This is a genomic window from Streptomyces colwelliae (assembly GCF_048158785.1).
In the GTDB taxonomy this organism is placed as follows: Bacteria; Actinomycetota; Actinomycetes; order Streptomycetales; family Streptomycetaceae; genus Streptomyces.
Genome location: NZ_JBLTJC010000238.1, coordinates 1 through 16,497 on the forward strand (window position 1 = coordinate 1; position 16,497 = coordinate 16,497).

Annotated in this window: 13 protein-coding genes; 3 read left to right on the forward strand and 10 right to left on the reverse strand. The window is 71.8% G+C overall.

Annotated elements, in window-relative coordinates:
- The 5 genes from ACNFOC_RS36040 to ACNFOC_RS36060 form a co-directional block, all read right to left on the reverse strand.
- A partial coding sequence (locus ACNFOC_RS36040; protein ID WP_416963245.1) for a hypothetical protein occupies positions 1–270 on the reverse strand: 270 nt, incomplete at its 3' end.
- A 141-nt stretch (positions 271–411) separates the two neighbouring features.
- The gene (locus ACNFOC_RS36045) at positions 412–570 is read right to left on the reverse strand and encodes a DUF6760 family protein (protein WP_200684736.1); all 159 of its coding nucleotides are present in this window, start codon (positions 568–570) and stop codon (positions 412–414) included.
- Complete coding sequence (locus ACNFOC_RS36050; RefSeq protein ID WP_416963246.1) at positions 567–1,064, reverse strand: hypothetical protein; 498 nt, start codon at positions 1,062–1,064, stop codon at positions 567–569. Before ACNFOC_RS36050 ends, ACNFOC_RS36045 begins: the two co-directional genes overlap by 4 nt.
- Positions 1,064–1,507, reverse strand: coding sequence for a contractile injection system inner tube protein (locus tag ACNFOC_RS36055; protein WP_327400579.1), 444 nt, complete (start codon positions 1,505–1,507; stop codon positions 1,064–1,066). The genes ACNFOC_RS36050 and ACNFOC_RS36055 overlap by 1 nt, the downstream gene beginning before the upstream one ends.
- A gap of 64 nt (positions 1,508–1,571) precedes the next feature.
- Positions 1,572–3,164: a phage tail sheath family protein gene (locus tag ACNFOC_RS36060; RefSeq protein WP_416963247.1), complete on the reverse strand. Its 1,593-nt coding sequence runs from the start codon at positions 3,162–3,164 to the stop codon at positions 1,572–1,574.
- Positions 3,165–3,456: 292 nt separating this feature from the next.
- Between ACNFOC_RS36060 and ACNFOC_RS36065 the strand changes: the two genes are divergently transcribed.
- Positions 3,457–4,875 (forward strand): hydrolase, encoded by a 1,419-nt coding sequence (locus ACNFOC_RS36065; protein ID WP_416963248.1) that lies wholly within the window; start codon positions 3,457–3,459, stop codon positions 4,873–4,875.
- Between the two features lie 12 nt (positions 4,876–4,887).
- Here ACNFOC_RS36065 and ACNFOC_RS36070 read toward each other — a convergent pair whose 3' ends face one another.
- The 3 genes from ACNFOC_RS36070 to ACNFOC_RS36080 all read right to left on the reverse strand — a co-directional run bounded on the left by ACNFOC_RS36070 (position 4,888) and on the right by ACNFOC_RS36080 (position 8,521).
- A complete protein-coding gene (locus ACNFOC_RS36070; protein ID WP_416963255.1) occupies positions 4,888–6,921 on the reverse strand; it encodes an ATP-binding protein in 2,034 nt (677 codons plus the stop codon).
- A gap of 71 nt (positions 6,922–6,992) precedes the next feature.
- Complete coding sequence (locus ACNFOC_RS36075; protein ID WP_416963249.1) at positions 6,993–7,676, reverse strand: Pvc16 family protein; 684 nt, start codon at positions 7,674–7,676, stop codon at positions 6,993–6,995.
- A 176-nt stretch (positions 7,677–7,852) separates the two neighbouring features.
- A complete protein-coding gene (locus ACNFOC_RS36080; RefSeq protein ID WP_416963250.1) occupies positions 7,853–8,521 on the reverse strand; it encodes a helix-turn-helix transcriptional regulator in 669 nt (222 codons plus the stop codon).
- A 218-nt stretch (positions 8,522–8,739) separates the two neighbouring features.
- Between ACNFOC_RS36080 and ACNFOC_RS36085 the strand changes: the two genes are divergently transcribed.
- Positions 8,740–11,550 carry a helix-turn-helix transcriptional regulator gene (locus ACNFOC_RS36085; RefSeq protein WP_416963251.1) on the forward strand — a complete coding sequence of 937 codons (2,811 nt, stop codon included), beginning with the start codon at positions 8,740–8,742 and terminating at the stop codon, positions 11,548–11,550.
- A 37-nt stretch (positions 11,551–11,587) separates the two neighbouring features.
- On the opposite strand, the gene ACNFOC_RS36090 is transcribed toward ACNFOC_RS36085, so the two are convergent.
- Positions 11,588–12,853, reverse strand: coding sequence for an alpha/beta hydrolase (locus ACNFOC_RS36090; protein WP_416963252.1), 1,266 nt, complete (start codon positions 12,851–12,853; stop codon positions 11,588–11,590).
- Positions 12,854–13,163: 310 nt separating this feature from the next.
- On the opposite strand from ACNFOC_RS36090, the gene ACNFOC_RS36095 reads away from it, so the two are divergent.
- Positions 13,164–15,305 (forward strand): P-loop NTPase, encoded by a 2,142-nt coding sequence (locus tag ACNFOC_RS36095; protein ID WP_416963253.1) that lies wholly within the window; start codon positions 13,164–13,166, stop codon positions 15,303–15,305.
- 111 nt (positions 15,306–15,416) lie between these two features.
- Here the strand turns inward: ACNFOC_RS36095 and ACNFOC_RS36100 are convergent, their stop codons facing one another.
- Complete coding sequence (locus tag ACNFOC_RS36100; protein ID WP_416963254.1) at positions 15,417–15,977, reverse strand: DUF3455 domain-containing protein; 561 nt, start codon at positions 15,975–15,977, stop codon at positions 15,417–15,419.
- Positions 15,978–16,497: the final 520 nt, after the last annotated feature.

A 16,497-nucleotide genomic window follows, 5' to 3' on the forward strand; every position in this document is an offset into this window, starting at 1 on the left:
CTGCGCACCCAACGCCCGCCCCGCCAACGGCAGTTCCCCCGCAGGCTGCCCAAGGCTCGGTACCGCCCGCACCGGCGCCGCAGGCAGCGACGAACCCGCGATCCGGGCACTCCGCTCCCCGTCCAGCACCGCGCGGAACCCCGTCCCCGTGAACGACGGGTTCTGCCAAGTGGGCAGACGCGCACCGAACCCGGCGTCGGCCACCCCGGTACCTCCGACGGCGGAGGCCCGCTGGATCGGCGGCAGCCCCGGCCAGGCGGCCAAGGCCACCGCGGGCGCCGTAGAAGCCGTAGAAACCGCAGGAGCCGCAGTACTTGAAGAACTCACAGGACCTGCGGAGCCGTCCGCCTCGGCAGAACCCCGAAGTTCGCCGGCCCGTCGTCCCCGCAACCGGTCCAGGAACCCCACCGCTCAGCCCTCCGCCCCGGACCGCGTCACCAGGGACGCGATCTCGCCCGTGTAGCGGCGGCGGTCGTGGTGTTCGAGGTCCAGGATGTCCTCCAGGCTCCAGTGGAAGTGGTAGGCGACGTACGCGATCTCCTCGTGCAGCCGGTCGGTCGCGTACGTCACGATTCCCCCAGGCGGCTCCCGCCGAGCTCCACTTCGAAGGGTTCCGCGCAGTGCGGGCACTGAACTGCCGCGCGGGTGTGGCCTTCCGCGTTGATCTGGCGGTAGAAGTCCTGGAGGAAGGCGAGGTCGGAGGCGAACATGTTCTCCACGATCCCGTCGTGGACCATGGGGACGCTGCCCAGCCTCGTGATCACCCGGCCGAGCAGCACCACCGACAGATACGCCGGGTTCTCCTGCACCCGGACGTCCCGCAGCGGCACCAACTCGTCGCGCGCGGTGGCCAGTCGCATCACACCGTCCTGGTGGACCGTGCCGGACTCGTCGACGTAGCCGCGCGGCAGCTGGAAGGGGAACTCGGTCCGCAGCGTCTGCCGTACGGCCGGAGCGGGCGCCGGGGCGGCCGGGGCCGGTATCGGCCCCGCCCCCACCTCGGCCACGGGCTCCGCACCCGGTGCAGCCACAGCCGTAGCCGCGCCCGCCGCCGAACGCCTCATTATTCGATGACCAGTTCTTCGAACACGATGGTCACGGACTCGGTGAGGGCGGCGGCCTCGCCCGCCTTCACCGTGCTCGCGTCGATCTTGCTGCACCAGGCGTTGCGCAGGTGGTAGCGCTTCACCGGGTTGTTCTGGAAGTCCATCATGATGATCGACGCGTTCTTGCGCGCGGTGGTCATCTGACCGGAGATGGACTCGTTGATCCACTGGGTGAACGAGGCCGACTGGGTCATGCCGCGGATCACCGTGCAGGTGCCGTTCTTCTTCACGCCCGGCATGTTCTTGACCACGTTCTGGCCGTTGGGGGTGTTCTGCTGGTACGTGATGACGTCCTGCTCGATGCTGAGGCCGCTGACCTCCGCGAGGTACTCGACCATCACACCGTCGATCTGTAGGCCGAAATTGTGTGAGGTGAGGGCGTCACCCGGCTGGAGACTCATGAATTCGCTGTCCTTCTAAGGGTGTTGAAGAAGACGACCTGGAGCGGCAGTAGGGCGGGCACGCCTACTCCTCCAACTCCCCGCTGCCGCTGGAGAACTGAGCCAGTCGGAAGATCACGAACTCGGCCGGCTTGACCGGTGCGATGCCGATCTCGCACACGACCCGGCCGACGTCGACGGACTCCGGCGGGTTGGTCTCCTCGTCGCACTTGACGTAGTACGCCTCTTCCGGCCGCTGGCCGAACAGGGCACCGCTGCGCCACTCGTTGACCAGGAAGGCCGAGATGTTGCGCCGGATCCGGGCCCACAGGGCGTGGTCGTTCGGCTCGAACACCACCCACTGGGTGCCGATCAGGATCGACTCCTCCAGGTAGTTGAAGTACCGGCGGATGTTGAGGTAGCGCCAGGCCGGGTCGGAGGACATGGTGCGGGCGCCCCAGACGCGGATGCCGCGGCCCGGGAAGGCGCGGATGCAGTTGACGCCGATGGGGTTCAGCAAGTCCTGCTCACCGCGGGTGATTTGGGTCTCCAGGTCGACCGCGCCGCGTACGACCTCGTTGGCCGGCGCCTTGTGCACGCCGCGCTCGGAGTCGTTGCGGGCCCAGACGCCGGCGATGTGGCCGCTCGGCGGGATCAGCCGGGACTGTCCGCTGGACGGGTCGAAGGTCTTGATCCACGGGTAGTACAGGGCCGCGTACTTGGAGTCGTAGCCGGCCGTCTCCTGCCGCCAGACCCGGATCTGACGGGCGTTCAGGCTCGGCGGCGGGTCGATGACGGCGACCCGGTCGCCCATCAGCTCGCAGTGCGCGATCAGGCCCAACTGGACCGCCTTGACGGCCTCCAGGTCGATGGCGCCGCGCTGGTAGGCGGCCATCAGGTCGGGCACCGCGACCATGGAGATCTCGTCCACGGCCTCCAGGCCGCCGAAGCCGGTGCGGTCGGCGGAGTCGCCGAGGTAGGTGGCCGGGCCAGGGTGTGACGCAGTGTCATTTCCCTTGCCGGGTACGGCGGGTGCGGCGGGACCGGAGGCGGGTGCGGCGAGGGCGACCGTCTGGTTCTCCGGGCGGGCCAGCTGCGCGGCGGGCGCGGTCTCGGCCACGGCGATGAGCTTGGAGCGCTCCTTGACCTGGGTGACCACGTAGTTGCGGCCGCCCTTCTTGGCGGTCACGTCGAAGCTCTCGACGTCCTTGCCTGCGTCCTTGACGATCAGCCGGAAGCGTTCGGCGGGGCCTTCGCCCTCGGCGTCGGCCACCTCGACGGTCAGGTCGCCGGGCGCCAGCGCGGTCACGGCGAAGGTGCCGAGCTGGGCCGGCTCGCCCGCGGGCAGCGCGGCCGGGGTGGCCGAACCGGTCACGGCGGACGGGGACCTGGTCTCCGCGGAGGTGCCCTCGGCGGTGCCGCCGACGCGGACGACGTAGGCGGCGGAACCGCCGTTGTTGAAGAAGCCGTAGACGGAGTGGGCGAGGTAGTACCCGTCGGTGAACTCACCGAAGGCAGCCACGTACTGCGTCCAGTTGGTCACCAGGGTCGGCTCGTTCAGCGGACCGGTCGGGGCCAGGCCCACGAAGGCCGCCACCGAGGTGCCCACTCCCTCGATCGGGCGCGAGCCGCTGGCCACCTCCTCGACGTAGACGCCGGGCGACAGATAGGACGGCATGCTCTGCTCTCCTCGGGGTACGAGATAAGACGCTCTTAAGCGTCACGCGCGTGCCCCGGCCGCCGAAACGTCCCCGAGTGCCTGCTTCGGGGCAACTTCCTTGCCCTCAGGGGCAGTCGGCCGCACGGTTCGCGGGCAGCCCATCGCGCCGTATCCCCCACAGGCCCGTCCCGGCGCGGTGGACGCCGTCGCCCTGGGGGCAGTGACAGGTTTGGCGGGCGGCCCCTTTGGGCAACTCCTGTTGCCCCGGCGACTCCTGACGCGCTCTCACCATCCGTCGTAGCGTCGGCCCATGAGTCTGTGGACCTCCCTGGAGCCCGCGTCCGCGACCGTCGATCCCGGTGGCAGTACCCGCGTGCGGCTGCGGCTGCGCAACACCGGCGACGTCGTGGACGAGTACCGCTTCGAACCGGTCGGGAGCATCGCGCCCTGGACCACCGTGGAGCCGCAGACACTGCGGCTCTATCCGGGCACGACGGGGACGGTCGACCTGACGTTCGCGCCGCCGCGCACCCCGGACGCCACGGCGGGCCCGAACCCGTACGCGATACGGATCACGCCGACCGAGCACCCGGAGGCGGTGACCGTCCCCGAGGGCAATCTGACCATCACCCCGTTCACGGAGCTGCGCGCGGAGCTGGTGCCGCCGACGGTCAAGGGACGGTTCCGCGGCCGCCCCCGACTCGCCGTGGACAACCTGGGCAACACCAAGCTGACGGCGTCGATCAGCGGCAGTGACAACGGCGACCAGCTGTCGTACGACATCCATCCGGGCAATGTGCAGATCGAGCCGGGCCGGGCCGCCTTCGTCAAGGCGTCCCTGAAGCCGCGGAAGATCATCTGGTTCGGGCCGAAGGAGCAGCGGCCGTACACGCTCAACGTGCTGCGGTCCGGCGCCAACCCCCTTCCCGTGGAAGGGACTTACCTCCAGCGCGGGTTCCTGCCGCGTTGGCTGGCCACCTTCCTCGGCGTCGTCACCGCGCTCGCGCTCACCTTCCTCATGCTGTGGATCGCGTACAAGCCACAGGTGAAGACCGCCGCCACCGAGCAGTTGAAGGACGCGGGCGTCAGTACGCTCGCGCCTGCTCCCTCCCCGACGGCCAGTGTGCCGCCGCCGCCCACCGCGACGGCCACGACTCCCCCGCCGGCGGCCGAGACCTCCACGGCCGCCGCGACGGGCGGTGGCGGGGGCGGTTCCACGACGTCTGCCAAGCCCAAGATCAAACCGGCGACGGCGGCGACCGCGGTGAAGAAGCTGGCCGCGAAGGACGCGGGCCGGCACATCTGCTACCGCGCCTTCATCGCGGGCGACGGCTGGACGGACGCGGTGTGCGACGGGGCCGCGACCGGCACGGTCGACGACGCCAAGCAGATCACGGCCCTGAACATCGCGGTGTCCGGAACCCTCGGCTCGGCCGCCAACGCCTTCATCCACAACCCGGACTCGACCGATGGCAACGGCCACTGGGAACCGCAGTGGACGGCGATCATCGCCGACAACAAGGACAACTACATAGGCAGTTCGAAGGAGGACGCCCCGTACATGACGGGCTTCGCCATCAACATCGGCAGCGGCCAGGTCTGCCAGACGGCCCGCAACACGGGCTACGACTGGGGCGGTCAGGGGTGCGCGGACCCGCGCCCGAAGTACATCTTCGGCGGCACCCTCGCCAACGACCGCTGGCTGGTGGCCGTCAAGTTCACGGTGTAGCGCGCCGGGCGGCTACCAGGTGCCCTCGCCGGGCACCAGCCGCCCCGCCTTGCGGTATTCGCGGCGAGCCCCTTCAAGGAGGTCCGCCGTGGTGACCGTGTCCCCGCGTCCGGCGGCGAGGTACGCGGCGGTGACGACGGCGCTGCGGATGGAACCGCCGGCCAGCTCGAACTCCTTTGCCAGCGGCGCGAGTTCGAGGCCGGGCGCGCTCGGCACATGGGTCAGGCCGTGCCGCCACAGGGCGAGCCGCTGGGCGGGGTCCGGGAACGGGAAGTCGACGACCAGGTCGAGCCTGCGGGTGAACGCCTCGTCGATGTTGGCGCGCAGGTTGGTGGTGAGCAGCGCGATCCCGTCGAAGGACTCCAGCCGTTGGAGCAGGTAGGCGCTCTCCATGTTGGCGTACCGGTCGTGCGAGTCCTTCACCTCGGACCGCTTGCCGAAGACGGCGTCGGCCTCGTCGAAGAGGAGCACGGCGTCGGTGCGGTCGGCCTCCGTGAAGATCCGTTCGAGGTTCTTCTCGGTCTCGCCGACGTACTTGTCCACGATCGACGACAGCTGAACGACATAGAGATCCAGGCCGAGTTCGGCCGCGACGACCTCCGCCGACAGCGTCTTGCCGGTGCCGGACTCCCCCGCGAACAGGCCGAGCACGCCACGCCCCCGGCCGCCGCCCGCGCTGAGCCGCCAGTCGCCGAGGACCCGGTCGCGGTGCCGGGCGCGCAGGGCGAGTTCGTGCAGCTGGGTCAGGGACCGCTCGGGCAGGACGAGGTCCCGCCAGTCGACGGCGGGCCGGATCCGCCGGGCATGCTGTTCGAGCCCGGACGCCGACTGCTGCCGCGCGGCGAGCCGCAGATGGGCGGCGCTCATCGTGGTGCCGTCGAACGCCGCGAGACCCCGGGCGGCACGGGCGGCGCGCGCGATACGGTCGGCGCCGAGGTGGTACGGCGCGACGGTCGCCCGCACGTCGAAGCCGCTCTCCTCGCCGACGGCGTCCGTCCAGGCCCGCACCGCCGCGGCCCGCTGCCGGGGCGCCTCCAGGATCAGCGGATCGCTCTCGCACCACTCCGGGTCGTACGGCCGCGCACCGGCGACCAGCACGGAGACGTCGGTGGCGTCGGTCAACGCCCGTACCAGCGCGCCGGGTTGATCGGACAGCCCGCTCACGACGACCATCCGGCCACTGAGCCGGGCCTCGCGCAGCAGTTCCGGCACCCGCTCCACGGGCCCGGAGAACCGCACGGCGGCCACCCCCGCCGCGTCCAGCGCGGCCGCAACGCACACGAGCCCGTCGCCTTCGTGACGCTCCCTCAGATACACGGTGAGCGGCGGCCCTCCGGCAAGCAGCACACCCAGCCGGCCCACGAAGGCGGCGAACTCCTCGTCTCCGCCCGGCTCTTGTCCGTCGTACGACGCGCTCGGCAGCGGCAGCGGGTGGAGGTGTCCGGTGAGGGTCGCGTCCGGGGTGTCGTCGCCGAGCAGGTGCGCCACGACCCGGTCGGGCACGCGCAACGAGCGGCTGAGGAAGGGGCGTTCGGGTTCCTCCACGGTGAGCAGCCCGAGGGCGGACAGCGGGGCCGTGGAAAGGAACCGGGCCCGGCCCGCCGCCTGGTGCGCGGGGATGCCGCACAGGTCCAGGGCGAGTCCCACGGTGGCCCGGCGGCGGCCGACGTCGTCGTTGAGGTAGCCGTAGAGCGGCTCGAAGGTGCGGTCCAGGTCGGGGGCGAGGGCGACGAGGAGGAGCGCGGTGTCGAGGTCGGTCAGGTGCAGGGCGGCGAGCCGGTCGGCGGGGCGGTGCGGCAACTCCCGTGCGGGCGGGGCCGGTTCCGGTGAGCGCAGCAGCAGTCGTCGTACCGCCTCCTCCGGGAGGTACAGGCCGCGCATCGGGTCGCCGGCCGTGGGGTCGGTGGCGGAGCGCTGGTCGACGAGCAGGGCGACGCGCTCACGGAGACGACCGAGCCGGGCGAGGAGAGCGTCGGTCTCGGGCTCGGCGGCGAAGGGCACGGAGTCGTCCGCGACGGTCGAGCCGAGGTCCCCCGCCTTCTCCATCGGGGTCATGTCGACTTCCCCGGCATCGTCCGTCACGGTCATGTCGGCGTTCCCGGCATCGTCCGTCACCGTCATGTCGGCGTCCCCGGCGCCCTCTTGCGCCGGGCGACCTCGCGGGACTCCCGTACCGCGGCCACCTGGCGCGGGCGGTGGGCGCGTTCCTCAGGGCCCGGCTCGCTGCCGTCGAGGCCGCCGATGCGGACCGCCGCGCCCTCGGTGACGGGCGGGCCGGCGTCGTACTCGGGGTAGGCCGGGAAGGGCGCGGTGACCACGAGGTCGAGGGACGGCTTGAGTTCGCCGCCGAGGGCGGACCAGATCTCCGCGAGGGAGCGTGACTCGGTCTGGATGCCGGCCACCGAGATCGGCACCGTGAGGCCCAACGCACCCAGCGTTCCCGGTAGTTCGTCGGGGGCGAGCAGCTCGCGCGGGATCAGCGTCGACAACACGGCGGACAGCAGCCGGTGTTCGTCCTGCGGGCGCTTCGTCCACGCCGTCACCAGGTACGACAGCCGGAACCAGCGCGGCGGCTGGCGGCGCTTGACGACCACGTCCCGCTCGTCGCGCACGGCGACATGCCCGCGCTGGCGTCGGTGCACGTCCTCCCGGATGTCGTACAAGTAGGTGTTGATCGTGGGGGTGTTGCGGCGGGCCGCCCAGTCGCGGGTCGGGGCGTCGAAGGAGACCTCGATGCCCGAACCGGCCAGTGCGCCGCCGCCGATCAGGTCCTTGAGGACCTCGTCCACCTCGTGGATCACCGCCGAACTCCCGCCCTGCCGTGCTGTCGTGCCCCGCGGTACGCGTCGGCGCCGGTACGCCCCTGTCGGCCGTCCCCCGATCGTGCCGTCCCAACCTCCCGTCCCCGCAAGCACCTTGGGGACGGGAGCGGGGCACGGCATGTTGCCCGCGTGTCCGGCTTCGAGTGCCCGTTCGGTCAGATGTAGCCTTCCCGAAGGGAATACGCCACGGCGTGCGCCCGATTGCGCAGATGAAGGCGTGTGGTCAGCCCGTGCATGACGTTTTTGACGGTGCGTTCGGAATAGGAGAGCTTGCTGGCTATCTCTCCGGTGTCCAGCCCCTCGGCGACCAGCCGCAGGACGTCCACCTCACGCGGCGAGAGCCCCGAGGGATGGCCTCCGGACCGGCCCGCCGCGCTGCGGTGCAGCGTCCCCACCTGTTCGACGAGCCTGCCGATCAGATCGGCCGGCAGGTCTCCGTCACCGCGCGCCGCGGCGACCACGGCCTGCACCAGGCGCTGCGCGGTCGCCTCCCCGCGCCACACGATCGCGCCGACCCCGCACTCGATCACATCGAGCAACTCCGCCTCGCGCAGCGCCCCGACGACGAGCACGGCCCGCCCGCCCTCGCTGCGCACGAGCCGGCGCAGCCGGGTGAGCGCGGTCTCGTCGAGGGTGTCGGCGATGAACAGGGCCACTCTGCCGGGACCGGTGTCGTTCTCCTCGCGGAGATCGATCTCCGGGTATCTGCGCAGCTGGCTGAGGGCTCCCTCGCGGGAGATCGGGTCCGGGGCGTGCACCGCCACGGGTATCCGGTCGCCGGAGTCGGCCGTACCGGGGTGTGCGGGCCGCGATGAGCTGAGCAACGTTCTCCCTCGAATCCACATCCACCTACGTGCCACCCCGGTTGCGCTGGTGGCGGCCGTGTACTCCTCACCCTCACGGGACGGGTGGGGCGCGCGCAATCGTGGAGCACCACGAGCAGCACCACGAGATCGGACGTACGGCGGACCACGGCGAGTGAGCGACGACGACGGCGGAAGCGACCGACACGACGGGTACGACGGACACGAGGAGGACCGCGATGCCGGGGACGACGTCTGACGCCGGAGCGTCCGCGATACCGCCCGAACACCGGGACGCGACACGGCTGTTGGCGGCGGAGGCCGCGTGGGCCCGGGCCGGTGCCGGCCGGCTGGTACTGCTGCGCGGGGCCACCGGGACGGGCCGTACCACCGTGCTGGAGGCCGCCGTCGCGGACGCCCTGGCGCACGGCATGCGGGTGCTGCGGGCCCGCTGTTCGCCCCGCGACCAGGCGGTGCCGTACGCCACCGTCCTGCAACTGATGTCCCTGGTACCGGAGTTCGGCGACCCGAAGTTCACCGGGGACGAGCGGGCGAACGCCGGTCTGTTCCATCGCGTGCTCCGCTCCTACGCCGACCGGGCACCGCTGCTGATCGCCGTGGACGACGTCCACCTGGCCGACCCGGCCTCGCACCGCTGGCTGGTCGAATCCGCCCGGCACGTCGACCGATTACGGATCCTGCTGGTCGTCACGGAACGCAGCCAGTACGACGTCGATCCACCGGCCCCCGGCCTGACCCACACCCTGTCGCCCGCCCTGGTCCGCACCCTCACGCTGGCCCCCCTGACCGCGAACTCGGCCACCGCGCTGGTGAGTTCGGCCCACCCGGACGCCCCCGCACCATGGATCGACGACTGCGTACGGGCCGGCGCCGGCAACCCGTTGCTGTTGCGGGCCCTGCTCGACGACCTCGACGCCGGCGGGCATCCGGCCGTCCCGGAGACATCCGCCGCGCTGTACCCAGGGGCGTATCCGGCCGCCGTGTCCTGGTGGTTGGACAGTGCGGGCCCCGTCACCGGCGAGGTCGCCCGGGCCCTGGCCGCGCTGGACGAGGGGTTGGAGGGGGACGTCCCGCAGGGGCAGCCGAGCGTCCACGCCCCTTGCCCGGCCGACGAACTGGCCGCGCTGATCGCCGAGTTGGCGGGCGCCGACCCGGCGCGGGTGACCGGCTGGCTCACCGCGATGAGCGGGCTCGGGGTGTTGCGCCCCGACCCCGACGGACGTCCGCGCTACGCGCATCCGCTCCTGCGGGACGCGGTGCTCACCGGTGTCCCCGCGGCCAGACGGCGGGCCGCGCACGCGGCGGCGGCCGAGACGATGCAGCGCCACGGCGTCTCCCCCGACACGGTCGCCCGGCAACTGCTGCTGTCCGACCCGGTGGGCGAGCCCTGGACGTCGGCCGCGCTCCAGGAGGCCGCCGCGCTCGCGCTGCGCGACGGGCGCACGGCCGACGCGGCGGCCTTCCTGCGCCGGGTCCTGGAGGAACCGCTCCCGGACGCCCGCAGACAGCGCCTCCTGACCGAACTGGGCTCCCTCGAGTACAAGGCGCAGGCGACCTCGGCCGGCATCCCCCACCTGAGCGAGGCGCTACGGCTGCCGGGGGCGCCGCAGGACACGGTGCGCGCGGCGGTCGCGCTCGGCACGGCGCTGGCCGGCCGGGGCAGGACCGTGGCGGCCGTGGACGTACTGCGCACGGTGGAGGACGAGTTGACGGACCGCCCGCAGCTGATCCGCACCCTCCAGACCGCTTCGGTGCTGCTGTCCGAGCAGGACCAGACGGTGCGGAAGGAGGTGTACCGGTGGCTGTGCGACGCCGCCGAGCACTCGCCGGAGCTGGTCGGTACGGCCGGTCACGCGCTGGTCGTACGGCATGCGGCCACGGCCGGGCTGATCTCGGCCGCGGAGGCGATGCGGCGGTTGCGGGCGCTGCTCGCGCAGCCCGCCGACCCGCTGACCGAGCCGTTCCTGATCGGTACGGCCGCCGCGGTCGCCCAGTGGGCCGACGAACTCCCGGAAGCCGAACGGCTGGTGGAGCGCGGCCTGGTGGGTCAGCGTCCCGACCTGCTGCACCCGATGCACGAGGCGCTGGCCAACGTACGGGCCGACATCCTGGCCGCGCGCGGTGAGCACGCGCGGCTGCTGGCGGAACCGTGTCCGCGTGACCGGGCACGCACCGGGCCCTCCAACCGGCAGGCCCATGTGCTGCTTTCGCTCGTGGCGACCGGCGAGGAGGCGCGGGCGCTGCGGCTCGCGGACGGTTTCGATCTGCGGTCGGCGCCCGACTCCTGGGAGTTGAACCGCTTTCTCTACGCGCGGGGAGTGCTGCGTGCCGCCACCGGCGACACGGCGGGCGCGCTGCACGACTTCCTGGAGTGCGGGCGCCGTCAGTCGGCCCGTGAGGTGGTCAGCCCGGTCGTCACCCCGTGGCGCACGGCCGCCGCCGAGTGCCGTCTCGCCCTCGCCCGTCCTCGGGAGGCCGTCGCCCTGGCCGAGGAGGAGCTGCGGCTGGCCCGGGTGTGGAACACACCCCGCACGATGGGCCGTTCACTGCGTGTCCTGGCCGCGGCGACCGGCGGCCGGCGCGGTCTGGAGCTGGCGGAGGAGGCCGTACGCCTGCTGCGGGACGGGCCGGTGGGGACGGAGGCCGAGTTGGTGTCGGCGCTGATCACGCAGGGCCGTGGGCTGACCGCGGCCGGCGACCGGGGACGGGCCCGCGCCTGTCTGCGGGAGGCCGCGGAGCGCGCCGAGCGGCTCGGGGCGACACGTCAATGGGCCCTGGCCGAGGAGGCGTTGGGCGAGAGCGGCGCCCGGCGCTCGGCGCCCGCCCGTACCGGTTCCGGGTCGCTCACGACCAGTGAGCGGCGGATCGCCGAACTGGCCGCCGACGGCCGGACGAACACCGAGATAGCCGATCTGCTGCACCTGGCCCGCCGCACGGTGGAGACCCATCTCACCAGTTCCTACCGGAAGTTGGGCATCCGGCGGCGGGGCGAACTGCCCGGGACGCTGGGGCGTACGGACGGGCAGTGATCGACGGTCCGTCGAACGGGCAGTGGCCCGCCGCGAGTTACTTGCGCGTCCCGGCGGTCGGCTTCTTGGGCTCGGTGCCCTCGGCCCGCACGGTGCTGTTGCCCTTCTTGGGGACGTGCCGGGGCACGACGTCCTGGGGGAAGGTGAGCTGCTGGTTCATCCACTTCAGGGCGGCGGGCATCTCCCGTACCCAGGTGGGGAAGTTGTGGCTTCCTGACTCGGGCAGGATCGACGCGACGCGCATGGGCGCCTTGACGGCCTTGATGAAGGCGAGTGTCTGCGGATAGCCCCGCTCGCCGTGCTTGCTGTCGGCGACCAGGACGGAGACCTGGGGTGCGGGCAGGTGCTTCAGCCGCCACATCAGGTCGTGTCCGTTGACCCGGTTCACCCGGCCGAGGCCGCTGCCGAAGAGGTTGCCGGTGGTGGGGTCGTCCTTGATGCGGTAGTCGGGGGAGAGTCCGGCGGCCGTCGTGTACACGTGCGGGTTGCGCATCGTCAGCTGGAGGGCGCAGGTGCCGCCGGAGGAGTAGCCCATGACGCCCCAGGCGCTGGCGTCGTGGCCGACCCGGTAGACGGACTTGAGGGCCTGCGGAAGGTCCTTGGCGAGGAAGGTCTCGGTCTGCGGTCCCCCAGGGACGTTCACGCACTCGGTGTCGCGTGGCGGGGCGATCGTGGGCCGGATCATCACCATGATGGTCGGCTGCATCTGCCCGCTCTTCTGCAGCTGCCCGGCGGTCTGCGACACCCGCAGGTACTGCGCGAGGTTGAAGATGCTGCCCGGGTAGCCGCTGAGCGCGACGACGACGGGGAAGCGCTGGCGCGCGTACGCCTTTTGGAAGTACTGCGGCGGCAGGTAGACGAAGGCCGGGTCGACCACTCCCGTACGGCGGCCGATGACCTTGACGGACTCCACCTTGCCGTTCACCGCGGGATTGCCGGTGGGCAGTCCGCTGACCCGGCTCAGCTGCTCATCGCCGGCGGGCTGCACCAGCGCCCCCTTCACGGAGACACCGCCGGCCGTGCCGGCACCGTTGTGGTCGGCCGCCTGGGTCACGCCGACGGGGGCGGTGTCGACGTTGCCGAACAGCTCGCCCCACGATCCGAAGAACTGGTACGAGGAGTTCAGCCAGCACGCGAACGCCGCGATGATAGTGACCTGAGTCACTCCAATGGCCGCCAGCCGCCCGAGCACCTGCCGCACGCCCGGACTGGCGAGCCGCGGCCACACCCAGACCAGCAGCGCCACGCAGACGGCAGCCACGGCCGCCACCACATAAACGGTAGTCTCGCTGGTCAAACCCATGCCACTCAGTCCCCGGTTTCCTTGCCTGTGCTGTTTCCTTCACACAGAAGGAGGGCTACGGACCCTTCTGCGTTCCTCAACGAGCACGAATAGGACAAAGAAGCGGGTCGGCACGGGTTTCCACGGACGGCCCCCTCACAGGTTTACGGCACCCCGTTCGGCGTCCGGCGGGCGTCCTGCCGGCGTCTCTCCTTCGCTCGGCCGAGTCGCCCGTCCGTCATACGTAAGGTCCCGCCGCGCCCCGCCCACCGGTCCGACCCGGTAGGTTTCGCAGCGGTCCGAAGCGGTCGACTCCGGGGAAGGGAACGACATGGCGAAGGACGATTCCGCCCTGCGGTCCGGCCCCGTCGACGACAACTCGGCGGACGGGCACGGCAGATCGGCCGGAAACGGCCGGCTGGCCGACAGACTCGCCTCCGCACGCCTTCAGTACTTCGTCGGCAGACGGGCGGAACTCGCCCTGTTCCGGCGGGCGTTGGCCGGCGAACCCGGCACTCCGATGGTCATCGTGCTGCACGGCCCGGGCGGCATGGGCAAGAGCGCGCTGCTGCAACGCTTCGCCGCGGAGGCACGCGCCGCGGGCCGGCCGGTCGTCGGCGTCGACGCCCGTACGGTCGAGCTCTCGCCGTCGGCCTTCGAGGAGGCGACCGCCGAGGTGTTCGCCCAGGACAACGCTGTCCTGCTGGTCGACGACTTCGAGCGCTACCGGGACATGGAGGAGTGGATACGCGAGCGCTTCCTGCCGCGGTTACCCGCCGGAGCCCTGGTCGTCGTCGCCGGACGGCACGCACCCGACCCCCTCTGGAAGGCGGACCTCGCGTGGAGCGAGGTCCTCCAGGTCGTGCCGCTGCGGGAGTTGGGGCCCGCGGACTCGGCGGCGCTGCTCACCTCGCAGGGCGCCGACCCCGCCCTGCACGCGTCCCTCCTGCGGTTCGCCGCGGGCCATCCGCTCGCCCTGCGCCTGGTGGCGGAGGCCGCGACACACGACAACTCGTCGACGGACGAGGTCTTCTGGGCCCCGCTGCGTACGGTCGTCGACCGCCTGCTGACCCACATCGTCGGCAGACCGCCCTCGCCCGCACACCGGCGGGCGCTGGAGGTGAGCGGCCATGTCGCGGACACCACCGAGGAGTTGCTGCGCGTGGCGCTCCCGGACGAGGACGCCACCGAACTCTTCGCCTGGCTACGGCAGTTGTCGTTCATGAGGTCGGGTCCCTTCGGGGTGTGCCCGTACGACGTCGTCCGCGACGCCCTGGACAGCGACTTCCGCTGGCGCGACCCGGAACGCTACAAGGCCATGCACCGCACGATCCGCCGCCACCTGGTGGAGCGCGTCCGCGACGCACCGGAGAAGGAAGCCCTGCGCGCCGCCCGCGAGTTCAACCACATCGTCTCCAGGGCGCAGTGGCTCAGGGAGTTCCAGGGCGGCCGCGACGAACCCGACGTCCACGAGCAGCCGATGCGCCCGGAGGACGCCCCCGCGCTGATCGAGCTGGCCCACAAGGTCGAGGGCGAGCACAACGCCCGTGCGGTCGCCTACTGGTTGAAGCGTCAGCCCGAGGCTTTCCACGTCCACCGGCGCTGCGACACGGGCCAACTCGTCGGATTCATGGCCTGGTTGAGGATCGACGCGCTCGACGACGAGACCCGGGCGGCCGACCCCGTGCTGACGGAGGCGTGGGAGCTGGTCTCCGCGATGACTCCCCCGCGCCAGGGCGAACACCTGGGCGTGGCGCGGTTCATGGTGCACGAGGAGAACCACCACCGCCCCTCGCGGTCGTGGGACCTGGTGCGCATGCGGATCATCTTCGAGCTGCTGCGCGCCAAGCACTGCGCCTGGTCCTGTTTCGTCAGCGCCGAACCGAAGTTCTGGGCACCGCTGATGACGTACATGGGCATGTTCCAGCCGCCCCGCCGAGCCGTCCACGCCGATCGCGGGTACGGCCTGTTCTGCCACGACTGGCGGGCGGCGCGGGTGGAGGAGTGGGCCCAGGGGATCGACGCGCGCCTGCTCGGCGGGGCACCGGCGGTGGCGGCCGGTAAGCCCAAGTCCCGTGTCTCGTCGCTGAGTCGGGAGGAGTCGGACGCCGCGGTCCGGGAGGCGCTGCGCGGCTGGCTCGACCCCGGCGGGCTCGCCGACAACCCGCTCCTGCGCAGTCGGCTGGTGGAGGAGCTGAGCGAGGGCGACCCGGTGACCGCGCTGCGCGACCTGATCGGCAGGGCCGTACAGCGGCTGAACGCCCATCCCCGCACCCGGCATCTGCACGACGTGCTCACGCTGACGTACCACTCGACGTCCACGCAGGACGCCGTGGCGCGGAAGCTCAACCTGGCGTTCAGCACCTACCGCAGACATCTGGCCCGCGCCCTCGACGAGGTGCGCGAGACGGTGTGGGACTGGGAGGTGCACGGCCGGATCAGGGCCGAACAGGAGCCCCCGCAAGGGAGTTGAGGGGCCCCGACGGTCGAGGGCCCGGCGGAACACACGGCAGCGGCCCCCAGGAACCCCCGGGAACCACTGCCGTCGCCGCCTACCGGACTGCTTGCCGGTCTGCCTGCCGGACTACTTGGCGGGCTTGTAGAACGCGTACGTGGCGGTGTACTGCACGCTGACCTGGTCCGTGCTGGTGCCGGTGCAGGCCGTGGTGGGGGCGACGCCGCCGCTCGTGCCCAGGCGCTGGACGTAGGAGACGTCGGCGAAGACACCGGTGCCACGGGTGGCGGTGGCCTTCAGCAGCAGCTCGGGAATGGTGCCCGTCTTGGGCGAGTTGGCGATCGCGGAGCCGTTGACGGCGCTGCCGTCCACCGTGGACACCCACACCGGGCCGCGGGAGTGCAGGGCGACGGGACGCTTGGCGCGGTCGTTCTTGGCCCACAGGGTGGCGGCGGGCTCCAGCAGCGTCCAGGCGCTGTTGGTGCAGGTGTAGGTCTGGACGCCGGCGGCGGAGAAGACGCCGGTGAGCGTGTTGCCGTCCGGGACCTTCAGCGCGTCGGGCACGGTGACGCCGAGGCGGAGCGGCGGCTGGGGGGTGGCGGCCTGGCCGGCGGTCGCGCTCACGAGCGCGCCGGCGGCCACGGCGGTGACGGCCGCGGTGGTGAGGATGAGACGTCTGGCGATCTTCATCGGTGTGTCTCCAGAGCAATTTCTGAACAGGGTCGCGGGTATCGGGGTCACGGGTGTCCGGACTCCCGGGCCGATCAGATGATCTTCGGCCCCGCTGTCGCAATGTACGGGGGATTACTCACGGCCGAGGTACCAACTTCTGATCGACTTATGGCCAGCACTGCTCACCGCCACGGCGAGGTGGGTATTGCCGTCCCCGTTTCCGTTGTCCGGCAGGACGTGCGCCGGTCTCCTCTACGGAAGACTCCGCCGGCCGGATCGCCGCGCGGCGGAGCGTGGGAACGGACAGGAGTGTTGAGACATGCCTCGTCGCCGGTTGTCCATCCGCCGACAAGGGCGCGCACGATCCATGGCGGGCCACCGCCGCGCGCCCCGCCCGCGCCGCCCGGTACGCAGACAGGCCGGCCTGGCCGCCGCGGTGCTCCTGACCTGCCTCGCCGTGGTGACCGGCGTACTGATGGCCCGCGCGCAGCCCGGAGCCCCGGGAGACCGTACGGTCGCAGGCCCGTCGCCCACGCAC